Origin of the sequence: Ensifer sp., assembly GCF_031989085.1 — a bacterium.
Classification (GTDB): domain Bacteria; phylum Pseudomonadota; class Alphaproteobacteria; order Rhizobiales; family Rhizobiaceae; genus Ensifer.
The window spans coordinates 674,631-693,522 of record NZ_DALZXU010000001.1 but is presented as its reverse complement, the minus strand read 5'-3'; the positions used below and the strand labels follow the sequence as shown (position 1 = coordinate 693,522).

General features: G+C 62.3%; 12 protein-coding genes and 1 tRNA gene. 5 read left to right on the top strand and 8 right to left on the bottom strand.

Annotated elements, in window-relative coordinates; all coding sequences use genetic code 11:
• Positions 1 to 279 precede the first annotated feature (279 nt).
• Positions 280 to 1,776: a CoA-acylating methylmalonate-semialdehyde dehydrogenase gene (locus RTP54_RS03335; RefSeq protein WP_112808845.1), complete on the bottom strand. Its 1,497-nt coding sequence runs from the start codon at positions 1,774 to 1,776 to the stop codon at positions 280 to 282.
• Positions 1,777 to 1,892: 116 nt separating this feature from the next.
• On the opposite strand from RTP54_RS03335, the gene RTP54_RS03330 reads away from it, so the two are divergent.
• Both RTP54_RS03330 and RTP54_RS03325 read left to right on the top strand, forming a co-directional pair.
• Positions 1,893 to 2,774, top strand: a complete 882-nt coding sequence (locus RTP54_RS03330; RefSeq protein ID WP_112808846.1) for a LysR family transcriptional regulator — start codon at positions 1,893 to 1,895, stop codon at positions 2,772 to 2,774.
• A gap of 210 nt (positions 2,775 to 2,984) precedes the next feature.
• Positions 2,985 to 3,956, top strand: coding sequence for a hypothetical protein (locus RTP54_RS03325; RefSeq protein WP_312360939.1), 972 nt, complete (start codon positions 2,985 to 2,987; stop codon positions 3,954 to 3,956).
• A 146-nt stretch (positions 3,957 to 4,102) separates the two neighbouring features.
• Here the strand turns inward: RTP54_RS03325 and RTP54_RS03320 are convergent.
• Together RTP54_RS03320 and RTP54_RS03315 are read right to left on the bottom strand one after the other, a co-directional pair.
• Positions 4,103 to 4,179, bottom strand: a tRNA-His gene (locus RTP54_RS03320).
• A 148-nt stretch (positions 4,180 to 4,327) separates the two neighbouring features.
• Positions 4,328 to 4,777 carry a phasin gene (locus RTP54_RS03315; RefSeq protein ID WP_112808848.1) on the bottom strand — a complete coding sequence of 150 codons (450 nt, stop codon included), beginning with the start codon at positions 4,775 to 4,777 and terminating at the stop codon, positions 4,328 to 4,330.
• A gap of 230 nt (positions 4,778 to 5,007) precedes the next feature.
• Between RTP54_RS03315 and RTP54_RS03310 the strand changes: the two genes are divergently transcribed.
• Positions 5,008 to 8,736 carry a PAS domain S-box protein gene (locus RTP54_RS03310; RefSeq protein WP_312360934.1) on the top strand — a complete coding sequence of 1,243 codons (3,729 nt, stop codon included), beginning with the start codon at positions 5,008 to 5,010 and terminating at the stop codon, positions 8,734 to 8,736.
• A gap of 91 nt (positions 8,737 to 8,827) precedes the next feature.
• Positions 8,828 to 10,510, top strand: coding sequence for an iron ABC transporter permease (locus RTP54_RS03305; RefSeq protein ID WP_312360932.1), 1,683 nt, complete (start codon positions 8,828 to 8,830; stop codon positions 10,508 to 10,510).
• 267 nt (positions 10,511 to 10,777) lie between these two features.
• Here the strand turns inward: RTP54_RS03305 and RTP54_RS03300 are convergent, their stop codons facing one another.
• The gene (locus tag RTP54_RS03300; RefSeq protein ID WP_312360930.1) at positions 10,778 to 12,730 is read right to left on the bottom strand and encodes an acetoacetate--CoA ligase; all 1,953 of its coding nucleotides are present in this window, start codon (positions 12,728 to 12,730) and stop codon (positions 10,778 to 10,780) included.
• A 176-nt stretch (positions 12,731 to 12,906) separates the two neighbouring features.
• Here RTP54_RS03300 and RTP54_RS03295 point away from each other — a divergent pair, with 176 nt between their 5' ends.
• On the top strand, positions 12,907 to 14,730 hold the full coding sequence (locus RTP54_RS03295; RefSeq protein WP_312360929.1) for an AsmA family protein: 1,824 nt from the start codon (positions 12,907 to 12,909) through the stop codon (positions 14,728 to 14,730).
• Positions 14,731 to 14,781: 51 nt separating this feature from the next.
• Here the strand turns inward: RTP54_RS03295 and RTP54_RS03290 are convergent, their stop codons facing one another.
• From RTP54_RS03290 to RTP54_RS03275, 4 genes are all read right to left on the bottom strand, one after another.
• Positions 14,782 to 15,597, bottom strand: a complete 816-nt coding sequence (locus tag RTP54_RS03290; protein WP_112808850.1) for an ABC transporter permease — start codon at positions 15,595 to 15,597, stop codon at positions 14,782 to 14,784.
• Positions 15,598 to 15,600: 3 nt separating this feature from the next.
• On the bottom strand, positions 15,601 to 16,512 hold the full coding sequence (locus tag RTP54_RS03285; protein WP_312360926.1) for an ABC transporter permease subunit: 912 nt from the start codon (positions 16,510 to 16,512) through the stop codon (positions 15,601 to 15,603).
• Positions 16,513 to 16,516: 4 nt separating this feature from the next.
• Positions 16,517 to 17,659, bottom strand: coding sequence for an ABC transporter ATP-binding protein (locus tag RTP54_RS03280; RefSeq protein WP_162703465.1), 1,143 nt, complete (start codon positions 17,657 to 17,659; stop codon positions 16,517 to 16,519).
• Between the two features lie 104 nt (positions 17,660 to 17,763).
• The gene (locus tag RTP54_RS03275) at positions 17,764 to 18,858 is read right to left on the bottom strand and encodes a polyamine ABC transporter substrate-binding protein (RefSeq protein ID WP_112808853.1); all 1,095 of its coding nucleotides are present in this window, start codon (positions 18,856 to 18,858) and stop codon (positions 17,764 to 17,766) included.
• Positions 18,859 to 18,892: the final 34 nt, after the last annotated feature.

Here is an 18,892-nt window from a genome sequence, read left to right as displayed (position 1 = left end):
GCCGCGATACGACAGTACAGTGTCATTCCTGAACCCAGAGAACTGTGGCTATCCCCCCGGATGAGCCTTTCATGCAAAAGAACGGTCGAACTGGCTGCAATATTCGATCAGGGCGAGAATCAATTCACCGCCACACGAGGCATATCAAATTAGTTGCAGTGCAACATAACGCGCAACAGAAAAGTGCTTCGTTCATACGGTGGCGAACGCAACGACATGTAGGCAACAAAAAGGGCCTCCCGTAGGAGGCCCTCAAGGCGGGAGGATCTTTATCCCGTTTTACTTCATCGTCGGCATGACGAATTCGGCACCGTCCTTGATACCCGACGGCCAACGCTCGGTGATCGTCTTGGTCTTGGTCCAGAACTTGATGGAGTCCGTGCCGTGCTGGTTGAGGTCGCCGAAGGACGAGGACTTCCAGCCGCCGAAGGAGTGATAGGCGAGCGGAACCGGGATCGGAACGTTGACGCCGACCATGCCGATGTTGATGCGCGAGGCGAAGTCACGGGCGGCATCGCCGTCGCGGGTGTAGATCGCGACGCCGTTGCCGTATTCGTGCTTCATCGGCAGGTCGAGGGCTTCCTCGTAGTTCTTGGCGCGAACCACCGAAAGAACCGGTCCGAAGATCTCGGTCTTGTAGATGTCCATGTCGGGGGTGACGTGGTCGAACAGGCAACCGCCGACGAAGTAGCCATCCTCATAGCCCTGGAGCTTGAAGTCGCGGCCGTCGACGACGAGCTTGGCGCCTGCCTCGACACCGCTGTCGATCAGGCTCTTGATGCGCGCCTGGGCTTCCTTGGTGACGACGGGGCCCATGTCGGCCTTCTCGTCGGTGTAGGGGCCGATGCGCAGGCTTTCGACCATCGGCGTCAGCTTGGCGATCAGGCGGTCGGCGGTGTCTTCGCCGACGGGAACGGCAACCGAGATCGCCATGCAGCGCTCGCCGGCCGAGCCGTAGCCTGCACCCATCAGCGCGTTTGCGGCCTGGTCGAGGTCGGCGTCAGGCATGATGATCATGTGGTTTTTGGCGCCGCCGAAGCATTGCGCGCGCTTGCCGTTCATGGCGGCCGTGCCATAAACGTAGCGGGCGATCGGCGTCGAGCCGACGAAGGAGACGGCGGAAATGTCGGGGTTGGTCAGGATCGCGTCGACCGCGCCCTTGTCGCCGTTGACGACGTTGAGGATGCCGGCCGGCAGGCCCGCTTCGATCATCAGTTCGGCAAGACGGATCGGAACGGACGGGTCACGCTCTGAAGGCTTCAGGATGAAAGCGTTGCCGCAGGCGATCGCCGGGGCGAACATCCACATCGGGATCATGGCGGGGAAGTTGAACGGCGTGATGCCGGCGCCGATGCCGACGGCCTGGCGGATCGAATACATGTCGATGCCGGGGCCGGCACCTTCGGTAAACTCGCTCTTCTGCAGGTGCGGAATGCCGATGACGAATTCGCAGACTTCCAGGCCACGAACGAGGTCGCCCTTGGCGTCTTCGATCGTCTTGCCATGCTCGCGCGACAGGATCTCGGCAAGCTCGTTCATGTGGGCGTTCAGGAGTTCGACGAACTTCATGAAGACGCGGGCGCGGCGCTGCGGGTTGGTGGCGGCCCACTTCGGCTGCGCGGCCTTCGCGCTGGCGACGGCAGCGGCAAGCTCCGCGTCGCTTGCCAGCGCCACGGTGCCCTGCACTTCGCCCGTTGCCGGGTTGAAGATGTTGCTCGTGCGGCCGCTGGTGCCGGCGACGCGCTTGCCATCGATGAAATGACCGAGTTCGTACATGGATGTCTCCTCCTGATCTTGATTGTGGCGGCATGATCGCACTACGATTTGAACAAAGCAATTTCCGATATTCAGCAACCGTTGTGCACAGATTGAAGCCCTAGGAGATCAGGACCATGAATTGGGACGATGTCAGAATGTTCCTGGCGGTGGCACGCACCGGGCAGATCCTTGCCGCCTCCAAGCGGCTCGGCCTCAATCATGCCACGCTCAGCCGTCGGGTGACGGCGCTTGAGGAGACGCTGAAGACGCGGCTGTTGGTGCGCCGGCCGAACGGCTGCGAACTGACGGCCGAGGGCGAGATCTTTCTGGCGGCAGCCGAACGCATGGAAACGGAGATGCTCGCCGCACAGTCGCAGATCGGTCGCATCGACACGGCGATTGCCGGCACCGTGCGCATCGGCGCACCCGACGGTTTCGGCGTTTCCTTCCTCGCACCTCGCCTCGGTCGGCTGACGGCGCGCTATCCGGAGCTGAAGCTGCAACTCGTGCCGGTGCCCCGCTCCTTCTCGCTGTCGCAGCGCGAAGCCGATATCGCGATCACCATCGAGCGGCCGGAACAGGGGCGCCTCGTCTCCTCCAAACTCACCGACTACACGCTCGGGCTCTACGCCTCTTCGGCCTATCTGGCGCAGCACGGCACGCCGCAAACGATCGACGACCTCAAGCACCATCGCCGCATCGGCTATGTCGAGGACCTGATCTTCACGCCGTCGCTCAATTTTTCCGCCGAGATCATGCGCAGCTGGGATGCCTCCTTCGAAATTTCCAGCGCCACCGGCCAGACGGAGGCGGTCCGCTCCAGCGCCGGCATCGGTATCCTGCACAACTACATCGCCCGGCATACGCCCGAGCTTGAACGCATCCTGACGGAAACGACGATCACCCGAGCCTACTGGACCACCTATCACGAAAGCGCCCGCGACCTGGTGCGGGTGCGCACGGTCGTTGCGTTTCTGCAGGAACTGGTTGCGGCAGAGCATCAGATGTTTGCTTGAATGGAAGTGCGCTTGCTTGCCGGCCAGACTTCCGTTGCTCAACGGCCAATTGGCCGGTGGCTACCTGTAGTAATTTGCGTATAGGCCGGCGCCTTCAACGCAGGCGCTGCGAACAATGCTGAAAGCTCGTTAAACTTGCATATGGATTGTGAACGCGAGCTCAATGTTCATGCCTTAATCCCCTTAGGCAATCCAAAGGGGCACGCTTTCATGAAGTCAATTCTTACCGCGTCGATCATTTTCATGTCTTGCGCAGTATCGGCGAATGCGACTGGCTGGCCGCAAGCCGATATTGACCGGGCCATACAAGTCGTTTCGACGCGAGAGAAAAACTACATCGAAGAATGCGTGACGGCGAGCGGCACAAAAATCACCTATGACGTCGCGCAGCGAGATGTAAATGGCGACGACGTCAACGAGTTGATCGTGGAAAGCTACCCTGCGGAGCTGGGGAACGGGGTCACTGGCTGTTACGGCAGCGTGGCCAAGAACATGTATCTGTTGTCCAAGGCGAAGGGGAACTGGGAAGCCCTGGTCATCGGAGATGCTACTCTTGATTTCGTCTTCCATTCCCGCCAATCAGGCGAAATGCCAGACGTTGAACTCACGGGGCCTGGCGTCTGCTTTCCAATTCAGCGGCACCATATGGGTGAGTACAGGCTTTGGAAGGTGTGCGACGACAATAGGCAACTTTTCGCTGATGCCGCTCCTTGGATCAAGGACAAGACCAGCGTCGTCCCTCACGAGTACGGCGAAAGCAACACACCGGAGGATGCTGCTCGGCCCCTGTCGGTCTCATCGAACGAGGCGTCTGACCTTGTCGACATGCGCAGCCTGTTTGATCACAACGGTTCCGATGTCCGTATATCGCCCAGCTCAGGCGAAATCGTCTACGAACGACCCAAGAAGGGGATATCGGGCACTGTCAAACCAGGGATGCTGCTCTTTAAGGCCAGCACTCCGTGGGACCCCTACGATAACAACGCGCCGATAGAAGGAACTGCCTATGTTTTCAAGAAGGGATGCGAGCCTGCGCCATATCACGTAAGCGGCCATCAGCAAGGCTGGCACACGCTTGTTCTCAGGGGCGCCGCTCCTGTCCGGGACAAGAACGGATGCCGTGTCATCGGATACAAGATGAACAGCAACGCAACGCTGAAATTTGTCAGCTTTGGCGACTGACCCAACACGAGCACCACGGACCGAGCCCGGGAACGCGATATAAGCCGGCCCGCGGCGCAGATAATGCCAGTTCGGGCCGCGCTCGTTCAGACAGCGCAAGGGATGCAACAAAGCGCCCTAGAATAAATAGATGACTGGAAGAAGAATGGTACGGTTGGGGGGTCTCGAACCTCCGACCTCAGGTGCCACAAACCTGCGCTCTAACCAACTGAGCTACAACCGCACAAACAAGCGACATCAGTCGCTTGGCGGCTCACATACGGAGACTTCCGTCGCATTGCAAGCCTAAACTTGAGATTATCCTGCAAAAAGACCGGATGGCAAGCCACCCGGTCCCATTCAAACCCAGCGCGGCCAGGGGCCGGCGCGGATCAGGCCTTCTTGAAAGACGAGATCGCCTTTTCGGCGGCGTCCTTGCCCGGCTTTGCAACATTCTCGGCAACCTTCTTGGTTGCTTCCTGCATCGACTTGGTCTGCTCGACGGCAAGTTCGGCCTGCTTGCGGAAGAACGAGGTCTGCAGCTCGACGAATTCGGACAGCGACTTCACACCGAGCAGCGCTTCCATGTGCGACAGCGAGTTTTCGGCATTGGTGCGCAGCGCATCGATGGCCTTGAGGCCGAGCTCGACGCTGCCGGTCTGGGCGCTTTCAAGCGTCGCTTCGACGGTCTTGCTTGCTTCCTCGGCCGCGGTCTTCATCTTGGAATAGGCGTCCTTCGACTGAGCGGCGCCCTTTTCCGCGAAGTCGCGGAAGCTGTCGGCAACCTTGGCCGGGTCGAAAGAGGAGAAGGAAAATGCGTCGTCGATCTTCTTGGTAGCCATGAAAGCGCTCCTTGGTGTCAGGGCCCTCATTTGAGGCGCCGTTGATTGATGCACCTTATATAATCGATCTCTTTGTGCATTGCAATAAAATTGTGCAGTGCACAAATTCACCAGCGTTAACCCTTTGCCGTGAAAGGGGTGCGCGAGCGCCCGGGATTGCTGGACCCCCGGCGCGTCGGCGGGTATTAATAGAGTGTTAACGTACCCGCGACCCGTCAATAGGCCCGTCCATGCCCGCAAGACAGTACCCCTTCATCGACATCGCCGTGCATGAGCGGGTGCGCGAGCATTTTGCGCGCGGCGATGCGGCGATCCTGTTTTCGCGCGATCTCAGCCGCGTTCTCTGGGCAAACGATCAGGGTGCCGCCTTCTTCGGCTTCGGCTCCATCTACGATTTCATCGAGCAGGGCCCCAACCCCAACGACCTTTCCGCGCGCCAGCTGAAGGCGGCGGCAACGCAGCTCGTGTCTGTCGGCGACCGCCGCCAGATCCTGATGCGCGTTGCCTCGGGCTTTCGAAGCCTGGCGCTCAACACGGCCGTGGAACTGATCCGGGTCCGGCCGGACGAACTCGGCGTGCTCTTTACCGCGCCTCACTCCGGAAAGCCGCTTTCGACAGAGGAACGCGCCGCGCGCATGATCGCCGGGCTCGACGGCCCGGACACGCACATGGCCGTGCTTGATGCCGACGGCGCGTTCGTTGCGCAGTCGCCGGGTTTTGCCAATCTCGGCATGTCCGACGAGACCCGCCGCCAGCTCGTGCTGGCTGTCGCCCGCGACCACGACTGGCTGATCAAGCGCCCCGTCGCCACGGCCAAGGGACACCTGCCCGCCGCCATCGGCAAGATCGCCGACGCGCCGGCGCTTCATCTGCTGTTTGCGGTGGAAACGATCCTCGGCAATCTCGATCCGGACGAGGCATCGGCCCCTTCTGTTACAACCCCGGCAGTCGTTGCCGACGCCGACAACGCCGACGTCGCGCCCGATGCGGTCGAGACGGCCGATGCGCAATCGGCTCCCGACGCGCTGGTCACGACGGATGCCGGGACTGCCGCGCAAGACGAAGACAGCGTAGCGTCCCTGGCCGAAACCGATGATATCTCCGTCGCGACCGTGACCGGCGAACACGCGCTGGGCCCGACGACCGACACGGATATGCTGGCTCCAGCGGAGACGGCCACCGGCGAAACAGCCGTCGGGGCCGCTGAACATCGCGGCGCCGCGCTGGAAGACAAGGAGCCGTTGCCAAGCGCAGAGACAGTCGACGTCACTGCCGCGAGCGAAGTCGAAAGCCCATCAGAGGATCTCGACACCGATGCCGCGACGCCGGTGGAAGCGGCAATCGAGGAAACAACGGTTGATGTAGCGGCGGAGACCGGCGAGCAACCGTCGACCGTCGAGGCGGCGCGGGCGGCCGATCCGGTATCGGCGGATCCGGCTGCTGAGCACGAAATGGCGGACGCACAACCCGGCTTCGCCTTTGCGCCCGGCGGACGGGCGGTACGCTTCGTCTGGAAGATCGACGCGGAAGGCAAGTTCAGCGAAATATCCGAGGAGTTCGCCTCGGCCGTCGGGCCGAAGGCCGCCGACGTGATCGGCGTCAGCTTCGCCTCGCTTTCCGCCCGCTATGGCCTCGACCCCGACAACAAGATCAACACGCTTCTGCACCGCCGTGACACCTGGTCGGGCAAGACGATCTTCTGGCCGGTGGAGGGCACCCACCTCAAGGTGCCCGTCGACCTCGCAGCCCTGCCGACCTATTCGCGCTCGCGCGAGTTCGACGGATTCCGCGGCTTCGGCATCGTTCGCGTTGCCGACGCCGTCGACGATGAAGATGCCAACGGTCTTTCGCTCGATCGCACCCTGGATGCGGTTGAAAACGAGGGCACGGCCAGCACCGTCTTCGACCAACCGGCAATCGCAGATGATGAGACGGCTGAAAGCCCGACCGACGAGACCCCGAGCGTCAGCGCACGCGCGACAGACGTTCTGTCGCTTTTCGCCGACGCGCCGCAACCGGGCGCAACGGACGCAGCCGACCAGCCTGATCCCTTCCTCGGCGAGCGTCCGGCGCTTCGCATCGTCGAGACGCCGGGCCGACGGGCTTCCGACAAGATCATCGAGCTCGAACAACACCGCCCAGCCGGATCGGGCGCGCTGACCCGTGGCGAGCAGGCGGCGTTTCGCGAAATCGCCCGGCAGCTCGGCGAGAATGTCGGGACGCAGCCGGAGGCGCAGGACGCGGTTTCGCGCGAGGCTCCAACTGACGCAGTGGAGACGGACACCGAAGAGCGGCATGTCGAAACCGTCGACGGGACATCCATCGATGCCGCTGCAGCCACATCGATGGAACCCGAACCTGAGCTCGCACTCGAGACACAGGGCGACGTGACTGCAGCCGAACCCCGCGCCGACGACCTGGCCGATGCCGCCATCGATCCGGCGGCGATCGCGAGCGTGGGCTTCAGCGGCGAAATCCTCGACAGCCTGCCCGTCGGCCTGCTCATCCATCTCGGCGACGACCTCCTGCATGCCAATCCGGAGTTCCTCAGGCTCACCGGCTACGACACGCTCGACGATTTCGAGCAGGAAGGCGGCATCGACGCGCTGTTTGCAAACGATGAGGAAATCGGCGACGCGGAGCCGGATGGCACGATGACGCTGATCCGCAAGACCGGACAGCTCGTCCCGGTGACGGCTCACCTGCATTCGATCCGCTGGGACGGCAAGAGCGCTCTGATGCTGGCGCTGGCTTCGACCGAAGCCTTGCAGCCGCAAGACAGCCAAGCCACGCCGGCCGAAACCGTCCAGCCTGTCGTTCCCGTCGAAGAGGTCGGCAAGCTCAAGACCGAAATCGACGAGTTGCGCTCGATCCTCGAGACTGCGACCGATGGCGTCGTCATCCTCGGGCATGACGGCGATATCCGCTCGGTCAATCGCTCGGCCAGCGCGCTCTTCAATTACGATGAGAGCGAAATCCGCGGCAAACCGTTTGCGGCTCTCTTTGCCCATGAGAGCCAGAAGGCCGTCATCGACTATCTCCAGGGCCTTTCAGGTCACGGCGTTGCCAGCGTGCTCAACGACGGCCGCGAAGTGATCGGCCGGGAGGCCGCTGGCGGCTTCCTGCCGTTGTTCATGACCATCGGCCGACTGTCGGCCTCCAACGGCTATTGCGCCGTGATCCGTGATATCACCCAGTGGAAGCGGACTGAGGAAGAGTTGCGCAACGCCAAGCGCGCTGCCGAGACGGCCAATGCCCACAAGACCGAGTTCCTGGCACGCGTGAGCCACGAAATCCGCACGCCGCTCAACGCCATCATCGGCTTTTCCGACATGATGGCGAGCGAGCATTTCGGCCCGGTCGGCCATCCGCGCTATATCGAATATGCCGGCGACATCGGCCGTTCGGGCCGCCATGTGCTCGACATCGTCAACGATCTGCTCGACATTTCCAAGATCGAAGCGGGTGAGATGGATCTCGATTTCGGCTCGGTCGAAATCAACGATGCGGTTTCCGAGGCGGTGTCGCTGGTGCAGCCGCAGGCCAACAGCCAGCGCGTCATCATCCGCACCTCGCTGTCGGCAGCCGTGCCGAGCGTGGTCGCCGACAGCCGCTCGATCAAGCAGATCGCGCTCAACATCCTGGCGAACGCCATTCGCTTCACGCCGTCGGGCGGGCAGATCGTCGTGTCGACCTCCTATGAGCCCAACGGCAGCGTCATCCTGCGCATTCGCGATACCGGCGTCGGCATGACCCGCGTCGAGCTCGACCAGGCGATGAAGCCGTTCCGGCAGGTGACGACAGGCGGCCGCAAGCGCGGCGACGGAACCGGCCTCGGCCTGCCTTTGACCAAGGCCATGGCCGAAGCCAATCGCGCCCAGTTCGCCATCACCTCGGCGCCGAACGAAGGCACGCTGGTGGAAATCTCCTTCCCCTCACAACGCGTCTTGGCGAACTAAGGCCGGATGCTGTAAGGAAATGTTGACTTGGGGACGCCAGTTTGCTGGCATCCCCACGGCCATTTCCTGCCGTTTCTCCGGATCCGATCGATTGCAGTCCACGTCACAAAGCCTCAAACGGCGCCGCGCCGGCGCGAGAACCGGTCTTTCCCACCCGCTGCTTGCGGTGTGGGCCGGTGGCGCCTCCCTGATCGTGCTGATGCCGATCCTGGCGATCACCTGGCTTGCCGTTTCGGGCGGCGGTGCCGATTGGCCGCATCTGATGCAGAACGTCATTCCGCGCGCCACCATCCGCACGCTGCTGCTGATCACGTTCACCGGCGCCGCCACCGCCGTCGTCGGCATCGTCACGGCCTGGCTGGTGGCAAGCTGCGAATTTCCGCTGCGCCGGTTCCTGTCGGCAGCGCTGGTGCTGCCGCTCGCCATCCCCGCCTATCTTGCCGCCTATGCCTTCGGTGAGCTGTTCACCTTCACCGGCCCGGTACAGGGGCTGATCCGCGTCGTCTTCGGCTTCAAGACCAGCCGCGATTACTGGTTTCCCGACATCCGTTCGCTCGGCGGCGCTGTGCTGGTGCTGAGCTCGGTGCTCTACCCGTATATCTATCTCGCCTGCCGTTCGATGTTCCTGATGCAGGGGCGCGCTGCCGCCGACGTCGCCCGCACGCTCGGCGCCGGGCCTTTGAAAGTGTTCTTCCGCATCCAGATCCCGATGGCGCGCCCGGCGATCATGATCGGCCTGACCCTGGTGGCGATGGAGACCCTGAACGACATCGGCGCGGTCGAATTCCTCGGCGTCCAGACGCTGACCTTCTCCATCTTCGACACCTGGCTCAACCGCGGCAGTCTTGCCGGCGCCGCCCAGATCGCCTGCATCATGCTCGTCTTCGTCATCGGCCTGATGATGATCGAGCGCGCGGCGCGGCGCAGGCAACGCTTCTCCAGCCAGAAGACGACGTCGGCCGTGCACGATGCCAGCAGGCTTTCGCTTTCCGGTTGGCGCAAGTGGGCGGCAACAATTGCATGCCTGCTGCCGGTTCTCTCCGGCTTTGCCGTGCCGGTTGTCATCCTGGGCAACTATGCGTTGAAGCGGCTCGATCAATTCGTCGAGCCAAGGCTGCTCAACGCACTCTTCCACAGCATCCTGGTTTCCGGTTCCACTGCCCTGGTTGCGGTGCTGCTCGGCTTCACGCTCGCCTATGCGGCGCGCACCGGACGATCGCGCTTTACCGACGCGGCCGGCCGCCTCGCCTCCTTCGGCTATGGCGTGCCCGGCACGGTGCTCGCCATCGGCGTGCTCTTTCCTCTCGCGGCCCTCGACAATTGGGTCGACGCCGGCTTCCGCAGCACGTTTGGCATCTCGACCGGGCTGCTGATGACCGGAACGGGCTTTGCCATCATCTACGCCTGCACCGTGCGGTTTCTGACCATGGCCGAAGGCACGCTGGAAGCGGGCTTCCAGAAGCTGTCGCCGCACCTCGACATGGCCGCCAGAGCACTTGGCCGCACCGGCGGACAGACGCTGCGCACCGTGCTTCTGCCGATGATGCGCCCGGCAGTGCTGACCGCGGCCCTGCTCGTCTTCATCGAGACCATGAAGGAACTGTCGGCGACGATCATGCTGCGGCCGTTCAACTTCAACACGCTGGCAACGCTCGTCTATGAAGACGCGTCGCGCGCGAAGGTCGAGGATGCCTCGGTGGCGGCCATGATCATCATCTTTGCCGGCATGATCCCGGTGATCCTGGTGTCGCGATCGATGGAGCGCCGTCCCTGACCTTGCCGTCAAGGCAAAAAAAGAGGTGGCTGGGAGGCCACCTCGATAGTCGAATGCTAAACCAACAAATGCTCGAGAAGTAATGACATCATGTCTGCGGCGGCATCTCTGCCAGGCGCCGACCACTCATCGGCCGGCCTCAAGTTGACCCGACCATGCGCCTTCAATCCTTAACAAGACCTTACCGGCAATACCGACAATCTTAGGGATTTATCAGCAAGTCTGAAGCCTTGGTTAATTCCGAAAGCGCGAACAAGTTAACGTCCCTCAATTTTTGAGGGCATCGAGGCCAGCGAAAAGATCGAGCGCTTCCGGGTTGGCGAGCGCCTCCTTGTTCTTCACCGGACGCCCATGCACGACGTCACGGACCGCCAGCTCGACGATCTTGCCGGACTTCGTGCGCGGAATGTCGGCAACGGCGATGATCTTCGCCGGCACGTGGCGGGGTGACGCGCCGGTGCGGATGCGGCTCCGGATCGCCTTTTCGAGCGGCTCGTCCAGCGAGACGCCGGAAGCCAGGCGCACGAACAGAACGACGCGCACGTCATCGTCGAAATCCTGGCCGATGCAAAGCGCCTCCGTGACCTCTTCCATCTGCTCGACCTGGTTGTAGATCTCGGCGGTGCCGATGCGCACGCCGCCGGGATTGAGCGTGGCGTCGGAGCGGCCATGGATGATGATGCCGTCATGCGACGTCCATTCGGCAAAATCGCCATGGCACCAGACATTGTCGAAGCGCTCGAAATAGGCGGCGCGATACTTCGCGCCATCGGGGTCGTTCCAGAACATCACCGGCATCGAGGGAAACGCCTTCGTGCAGACGAGCTCGCCTTTTTCGCCGCGCACGGAGCGCCCCTCGTCATCCCAGAGATCCATCGCCAGCCCGAGGCCCGGCCCCTGGATCTCGCCGCGCCACACAGGCTTCAGCGGATTGCCGAGCACGAAGCAGGAGACGATGTCGGTGCCACCCGATATCGAAGCGAGCTGGACGTCCGACTTGATGCCCTCGTAGACGAAGGAGAAGCCTTCCGGCGACAAGGGAGAACCGGTCGACGTCAACAGCCGCAGATGCGAAAGGTCGTGGGTCCTTGCCGGCTCGAACCCGCCCTTGCGCACGGCGTCGATATATTTTGCCGAGGTGCCGAAGACCGCAAATTCCTCGTCCGCCGCGTAGTCGAACAGCACATTGCCGTCAGGATAGAACGGCGAGCCGTCGAACAGGCAGAGCGTCGCGCCGACCGCAAGGCCGGACGCGAGCCAGTTCCACATCATCCAGCCGCAGGTGGTGAAATAGAAGAGTTTTTCGCCGTCGCCGAGCCCGCAATGGAAGCGATGCTCCTTCAAATGCTGCAGCAGCGTACCGCCGGCGGAATGAACGATGCACTTGGGCACACCCGTGGTGCCGGAGGAAAACAGCACATAGAGCGGGTGACCAAAGGGCAGTCGTTCGAATGCGAGCGTCCCGGCCGAAAACGGCGCGATGAAATCCTCGAGGGTCACGCCGCCGGCGATCGAGCCAGCCAACGCCCTCGCCTCGCCCGCATAGGGGACGATGAGCGCGGGAACGCCGAGAGCGGCGGAAACCGCGCGAACCTTGGCATCGACGTCCTGGCGCTTGCCGTTGTACCAGTAACCGTCGCAGGCGATGAAAAGCTTGGGGCCGATCTGGCCGAAGCGGTCGAGCACGCCCTGCTCGCCGAAATCGGGAGAACAGGACGACCAGATCGCACCGATCGAAGCCGTTGCGAGCATCAGGGCGATCGTCTCGGGCATATTGGGCATCATGGCAGCGACGCGGTCGCCCTTGCCGATCCCGCGCGCCTTCAACGCCTGCTGCAGCTTGGAGACAAGAGCGCGCAGGTCGTCCCAGGACAGCCGATAGTCGACCTTGTCCTCGCCGCGGAAGATCAGCGCATCATCGCTGCCGGCACGGCGCAGGAGGTTCTCGGCGAAATTCAGCGACGCTTCGGGGAAAAACCGTGCCTCGAGCATGCGATCGCCATTGACGAGAGCCGTCTCGCCGCGCTCGCCTATGACCTCGCAGTGCTCCCAGACCGCCGTCCAGAAATCACCACGCTCGGCAACCGACCAGGCGTGAAACGCGTCATAATCGGCAAAGTCCCTGCCGAAGCGTTCGCTGCACCAGGCGATGAATTGCGCCATCGGGCTGTGCGCCAGAATCTCCGGACCGGGAACCCACAAAGGTTGCTCAGACTGCATGCTTTCCTCCACTCCTACTCCACGCCCTCTATACCATGCTGCAACGCAAAATAAACAGCAGGAGAACCGGCGCGGACGTCGCATCGGCGACATTTCCATGTCGGCTGCATTTGATTTATGCATGCCGAAAGCCTATCCAAGCTGCGTGATCCCAAGCGATGGGCAGCCGGGCGGAAATGACACGAAAAATCCTACAAATGGTCGGTGAGTCACGCCCCTGGTTGCGGCTTCGCCGCCGCCATTTCCTCTGGCCGGCAGCCGTCGGCATCGTGCTTGCCGTCGCATACAATGCGGCGCTGCCGCTGGTGATCTCGACCACCGACGTGCGGCCGACGATGGAGCGCATGCTCGATGCCTGGTCGGGCGGCAAGAGCCGGATCACCGGCGAGCCGGACATCCGCTTCTGGCCGAACCCGACGCTGACCTTGTCTGGTACAACCATCGAGACGACCGATGGCAACCCGCGCACGCTCGCCCGCATCGGTAGCATTACAGCTGCGTTCAGCCTGATCTCGGCCCTTCGTGGCGAACCGGCGCTCGAAGACATCCGCCTGATCGAGCCGGTTGTGACGCTGGAGCGCGGCGTCGACGGGGCGCTGAACTGGGAGCGGCCGCGCTGGCTCACGCCGCACGAACCTGCCACGGTCGGCGACGACACGCCCTTCGGCGACATCACCATCGAAAATGGGCGCCTGCAGGTCTTCGACCGGTCGACAAACTATGCGCAAGAATTTCCAGGCATTTCCGGCACCGTGAAATGGCCATCGTTTGCCGGGCGGCTGAACGCGCAACTGTCGAGCGTGATCGGCGGCCAGACCGTGAACTGGTCGCTTGCCTGCGACGAGCCGCTGACGCTGCTTGCGGGCCGCAACGCGACGCTGAAAACATCGCTGACCTCGGCCCCGCTCAATTTTTCCTTCGACGGTATCGGCAACCTTTCGACGAAGCCGTTTGCCTCGGGACGGCTGCAGGTCTCCAGCGCATCGTTGCCGGCGCTTGCCGCCTGGTTCGAGGGCGCTTCGCATGGCGAGTTGCCTGAGAGCAGTTTCAATCTCAGTGCCAATGTCACCACGGGCGAACAGACGCTGAAGCTGAACGACCTTCACATGTCGCTTGGCGCCGCCACGGCAACCGGTGTGCTCGACGTTTCCGTTCCGGCCGACGATACACCGCGTATCGAAGGTACGCTTGCCTTTGACAGGATCGACCTCAACGGACTGCAGCCGCTGTTCGCCAAGCTTCCGGTCGATCCCGAAGAACTCGCGAAGGATATAACGGACGCCTTTTCTCGCACCTGGCGTGTCGACGTGCGTCTGTCGACGCAGGAAGCGGCCATCGGCCCACTGAAGCTCACCGATGTCGCCGCCGGCGTCATGGTCGATCACGGCCGTGCATCGCTCGATATCGGTGACAGCACCTATGCGAGCGGCAGGCTCAGCGGCCGACTGGTGCTGGCGGACGCCGGCCTGGCCCGTGGCGGCAAGCTGGAACTGGTTCTCAAGGACGCGGACCTTGCCGCGGCGGTTGCCGATTTCGGCTTCAGCGGCCCGGTGCCGTCGGGACGCGGCAGCGTCAATCTCGACCTTTCCACCGACCAGCCGTTCTGGACGCCCAAGGCAGCCGATGCATCCGGCCGCCTGACCCTGTCGCTTGCCAACGGCAAGCTTTCGCAATTCGATGCCAATGCCTTTTCGGAGCTGGTGCGCAAGGGCGAGTTCTTCTCCCTTTCGCAGGCAGGCAGCGGCACGTTCGATTTCCAGCGCGCCGATATCGAGGCGCGCTTCAGCGACGGGTCCGCACGGTTGAACCGCGCGACCTTCACCGGACCGACCGGCAGCCTGTCCGTCAACGGCGTCATCCCCTATCGCAGCGGCAGCCTGGCGCTCGCCGGCACCTTTACCGATACAGTCAATGCTGCGCAGCGGTTGCGCTTCTTCGTCGGCGGCTCCTGGCCGAATGCGGTGATCTCGCCGCTTTCGGTACTTGGCGAGCCAAACTGAAACGGCCGGTGCTGATCGCACCGGCCGCCTGTCTTCAAACCATCGAACGTTTCATTGCGCAAAGGCGGCGCGCTCGTCCTTCTCGCGCTGGGCCTCGCGCTGCTTGGTAACGACGGAGGCGACGATGACGCCGATCGCGACGATGCCGATCAGGATCGTGCAGATCGCGTTGATTTCCGGCGTCACGCCGAGCCGGACCTGGCTGTAGATCTTCATCGGCAGCGTGGTCGCACCTGGCCCGGTTGTGAAGCTCGAGATCACGAGATCGTCCAGCGACAGCGTGAATGCCAGGACCCAGCCGGAAAACACCGCCGGTGCTATTACCGGCAGGGTGATCGCAAAGAAGGTCCTGACCGGGGTCGCCCCCAGATCCTGTGCGGCCTCTTCGATCGATTGATCGAAGCTCAGGAGCCGCGACTGAACGACGACGGCAACGAAGCACATGGTGAAGGTGATGTGCGCCAGCGTGATCGTCCAGAAGCCACGATCGAGCCCGATCGCGACGAACAGCAGGAGCAGCGAAAGGCCGGTGATCACCTCGGGCATGACCAGCGGCGCATAGACCATTCCGGAAAACAGCATGCGCCCGCGAAAGCGCGTGTAGCGCACCAATGCGAGTGCCGCGAGCGTTCCGAGCACCGTTGCGCACGTGGCCGAAATCAGCGCGACACGAATGGTGACCCAGGCGGCATCGAGCAGTGCCTGGTTATGCCAAAGCTGCGTGTACCACTTGGTCGAAAACCCGGCCCAGACGGTGACGAGCTTCGATTCGTTGAAGGAGAAGACCACCAGGAGCACGATCGGCAGATAGAGAAATCCGAAGCCGAGCACGATCGAGGCGATGTTGAAACGCGACCAGTTGCCCATGACCTACCTCCCCTCGCTGTCGGCTTTGGCCTGCGCGTTCTGGAAGAACACGATCGGGATCACGAGGATCAGAAGCAGGATCGTGGCAACCGCCGAAGAGACCGGCCAGTCACGGTTGGCGTTGAACTCGTTCCAGAGCGTCTTGCCGATCATCAGCGTTTCGGAACCGCCGAGCAGATCTGGAATGACGAACTCGCCGACGGCCGGAATGAAGACGAGCAGGCAGCCGGCAACGACGCCGGCCAGGGACAGCGGAAACGTCACCTGCCAGAATGCCGAGAACGGCGTGCAGCCGAGATCGAGCGCAGCTTCCGTCAGCGTGTGGTCCATCTTCTCCAGGGAGGAGTAGATCGGCAGCACCATGAACGGCAGGTAGGAATAGACGATGCCGATATAGATCGCCCAGTTGGTATTGAGGATGATCAGCGGCTGGTCGATGACATTGATGCTCATCAGAAACTGGTTGAGCAATCCTTCCGGCTTCAGGATCGCGATCCACGCGTAGACGCGGATCAGGAAACTGGTCCAGAACGGCAGGATCACCAGCATCAGCAGCGTCGGGCGGATCGATTTCGGCGCCTTCGCCATGCCGTAGGCAACCGGATAGGCGATCATCAACGTCAGGATCGTGGAAATGCCGGCGATGATGACGCTCGAAACATAGGCGTTGAAATAGAGAACGTCCTCGGTCAGCCAGACATAGTTGTCGAGCGAGAACTCCCGCGCCTTATCCATGATGCCGGAAAGGCCGCCGAAGAGATCGAAGACCGGCGTATAGGGCGGCATCGCCACCGCGGTCTGCGACAGCGAGATGCGGAAGACGATGAAGAACGGGATCAGGAAGAAGAACAGCAGCCAGGCATAGGGAATGATGATGACCAGGCGGCTGAAGAGGGCTGATGCGACTCTCGCCATGGCTTCAATCCTTCAAGACGACGCCGGCGTCTTCGCCGAACGAGATCCACACCTGCTGGTCGTAACCGAAGGGATCCTCGACGGCGCGCACTGCGTTCAGCGACGACGCCTTGACGACCCGGCCGTCCTTCAACCGGATGTGGAAGACGGTCATGTCGCCGAGATAGCCGATATCCCAGATCTCACCTTCGACCGCGTTGACCGGCGCATGGGCCGGCGCTTGCCGGCTGACGCGGATCTTCTCCGGGCGAATGGCGACGGCGGCCTTGGCGCCGACGGCTGGCCTGTCGGGCGATGCCATGCGGACCGGGAAGCCGTTTCCGGTCTCGATCCTGAGATAGCCGTTTTCCGCGGCTGAAACCGTTCCATCGAAAATGTTCACATCGCCGATGAAGTCGGCGACGAAGCGCGAATTGGGCGCCTCGTAGATTTCCGCCGGTGTCGCCACCTGCACGACCTTGCCGTGGCTCATGACGGCGATACGGTCGGCCATGGTCATCGCCTCTTCCTGGTCGTGCGTGACGACGACGAAAGTCAGGCCGAGCTCCTGCTGCAGGTCCATCAGTTCGAACTGGGTTTCCTCGCGCAGCTTCTTGTCGAGCGCGCCGAGCGGCTCGTCGAGCAGAAGCACCTTCGGCCGCTTGGCAAGCGAGCGCGCCAGCGCGACACGCTGGCGCTGGCCACCGGAAAGCTGGTGCGGCTTGCGCTTGGCAAATTTCTCGAGCTTCACCAGCTTGAGCATCTGGCCGACGCGCTCGGCGATATCCGCCTTCGGCATACCGTCCTGCTTGAGGCCGAAGGCGATGTTGGTCTCCACGGTCATATGCGGAAACAGCGCGTAGGACTGGAACATCATGTTGACGGGCCGCCTGTAGGGCGGGATGCCGGCGAGGCTCTGACCATCGAGGATGATCTCGCCCGAGGTCGGCTGCTCAAAGCCGGCAAGCATGCGCAGGAGCGTCGACTTTCCGCAGCCCGATGCGCCCAGCAGCGCGAAGAACTCACGCGTGTAGATGTCGAGCGAAAGATCGTCGACGGCGGTAAAATCGCCGAACCGCTTGGTGACGTTCCTGACGGAAATGAATGGCTTGGAAGCTGGATCCGCCCAGGGGGCGAAAGAGCGCCTGATACTGCCGAGTGACTTCATCATCTATCCCCGAATGATACAGCCGATGGGCACTCTCGTTTTCCCCGGTGCCCCCTACAAAGAAAATTGCCCGGATCTTGCGGTCCGGGCAATTCGTTTCGCTCTTACTGGCCGGTGACGACCTTTGTCCAGAGCCGGGTCAGCACCCGCTGCTCCTTGGCCTGGAAGGGCGTGACGGTGAACAGTTTCTGCATCACCTCATCCGACGGGTAAATGGCGGTGTCGTCGAGGACCGCCTTGTCGAGGAACTGCTGCGAAGCCTTGTTGCCGTTGGCGTAGAAGACATAGTTCGACGCCTTGGCGACGACTTCCGGCTTCATCATGTAATTGAGGAACTCATGCGCCTCGGCGACGTGCGGAGCATCCGCCGGAATGGCGAGCATGTCGAACCACATCTGCGCGCCCTGCGAGGGGATCGCATAATCGACGGTGACCCCGGCCTTGGCTTCGGCGGCGCGGTCGCGCGCCTGGAAGACGTCGCCCGAGAAGCCGACGGCCAGGCAGATGTCGCCGTTGGCAAGCGCGTTGATGTATTCCGACGAGTGGAACTTGCGGATATTGGGGCGAACGCTGGCAAGCAGCTCGGCCGCCTTTTCCAGATCCGCCGCCTCGTGGCTATCAGGATTGAGACCGAGATAGGCGAGCGCCGACGGCATCACATCCGTCGGGGAATCGAGCACGTGAATGCCGCAATCCTTGAACTTGGCGGCCAGTTCCGGCTTGAAGATGACGTCCCAATTGGGCTTCTCGTCGGTGCCGAGGATCGCCTTCATCTTGTCGACATTGTAGCCGATGCCAGTGGTGCCCCACATATAGTCGATAGCGTATTCGTTGCCGGGATCGTACTTGGCCGTGCGTTCGGTGATCACGTCCCACATGTTGGAAAGGTTGGGAAGCTTGGACTTGTCCAGCTTCTGGAACACGCCGGCTGCGATCTGCCGCTGCAGGAAGGTCGCCGTCGGCACGACGACGTCATAGCCCGAACCGCCCGCGAGCAACTTGGTTTCGAGAATTTCGTTGGAATCGAAGACGTCGTAGACGACCTTGATGCCGGTTTCCTTGGTGAAGTCTTCCAGAATGCTGCTGTCGATGTAATCCGACCAATTATAGACGTTGACCACGCGCTCCTGCGCCGAAGCGAGCATGGTCGACCCGGCCAACATGACCGTCGCCATGGTTGTAACGATGAATTTGGACATGCAGTTCCCTCGTTATTATCGGACCGGGCAAGGC

Excerpts from the sequence above, each read along its gene's own strand:
- RTP54_RS03335 (WP_112808845.1), bottom strand. The coding sequence starts at position 1,776 with ATGTACGAACTCGGTCATTTCATCGATGGCAAGCGCGTCGCCGGCACC.
- RTP54_RS03330 (WP_112808846.1), top strand. The coding sequence starts at position 1,893 with ATGAATTGGGACGATGTCAGAATGTTCCTGGCGGTGGCACGCACCGGG.
- RTP54_RS03325 (WP_312360939.1), top strand. The coding sequence starts at position 2,985 with ATGAAGTCAATTCTTACCGCGTCGATCATTTTCATGTCTTGCGCAGTA.
- RTP54_RS03315 (WP_112808848.1), bottom strand. The coding sequence starts at position 4,777 with ATGGCTACCAAGAAGATCGACGACGCATTTTCCTTCTCCTCTTTCGAC.
- RTP54_RS03310 (WP_312360934.1), top strand. The coding sequence starts at position 5,008 with ATGCCCGCAAGACAGTACCCCTTCATCGACATCGCCGTGCATGAGCGG.
- RTP54_RS03300 (WP_312360930.1), bottom strand. The coding sequence starts at position 12,730 with ATGCAGTCTGAGCAACCTTTGTGGGTTCCCGGTCCGGAGATTCTGGCG.
- RTP54_RS03295 (WP_312360929.1), top strand. The coding sequence starts at position 12,907 with ATGACACGAAAAATCCTACAAATGGTCGGTGAGTCACGCCCCTGGTTG.
- RTP54_RS03290 (WP_112808850.1), bottom strand. The coding sequence starts at position 15,597 with ATGGGCAACTGGTCGCGTTTCAACATCGCCTCGATCGTGCTCGGCTTC.
- RTP54_RS03285 (WP_312360926.1), bottom strand. The coding sequence starts at position 16,512 with ATGGCGAGAGTCGCATCAGCCCTCTTCAGCCGCCTGGTCATCATCATT.
- RTP54_RS03280 (WP_162703465.1), bottom strand. The coding sequence starts at position 17,659 with ATGAAGTCACTCGGCAGTATCAGGCGCTCTTTCGCCCCCTGGGCGGAT.
- RTP54_RS03275 (WP_112808853.1), bottom strand. The coding sequence starts at position 18,858 with ATGTCCAAATTCATCGTTACAACCATGGCGACGGTCATGTTGGCCGGG.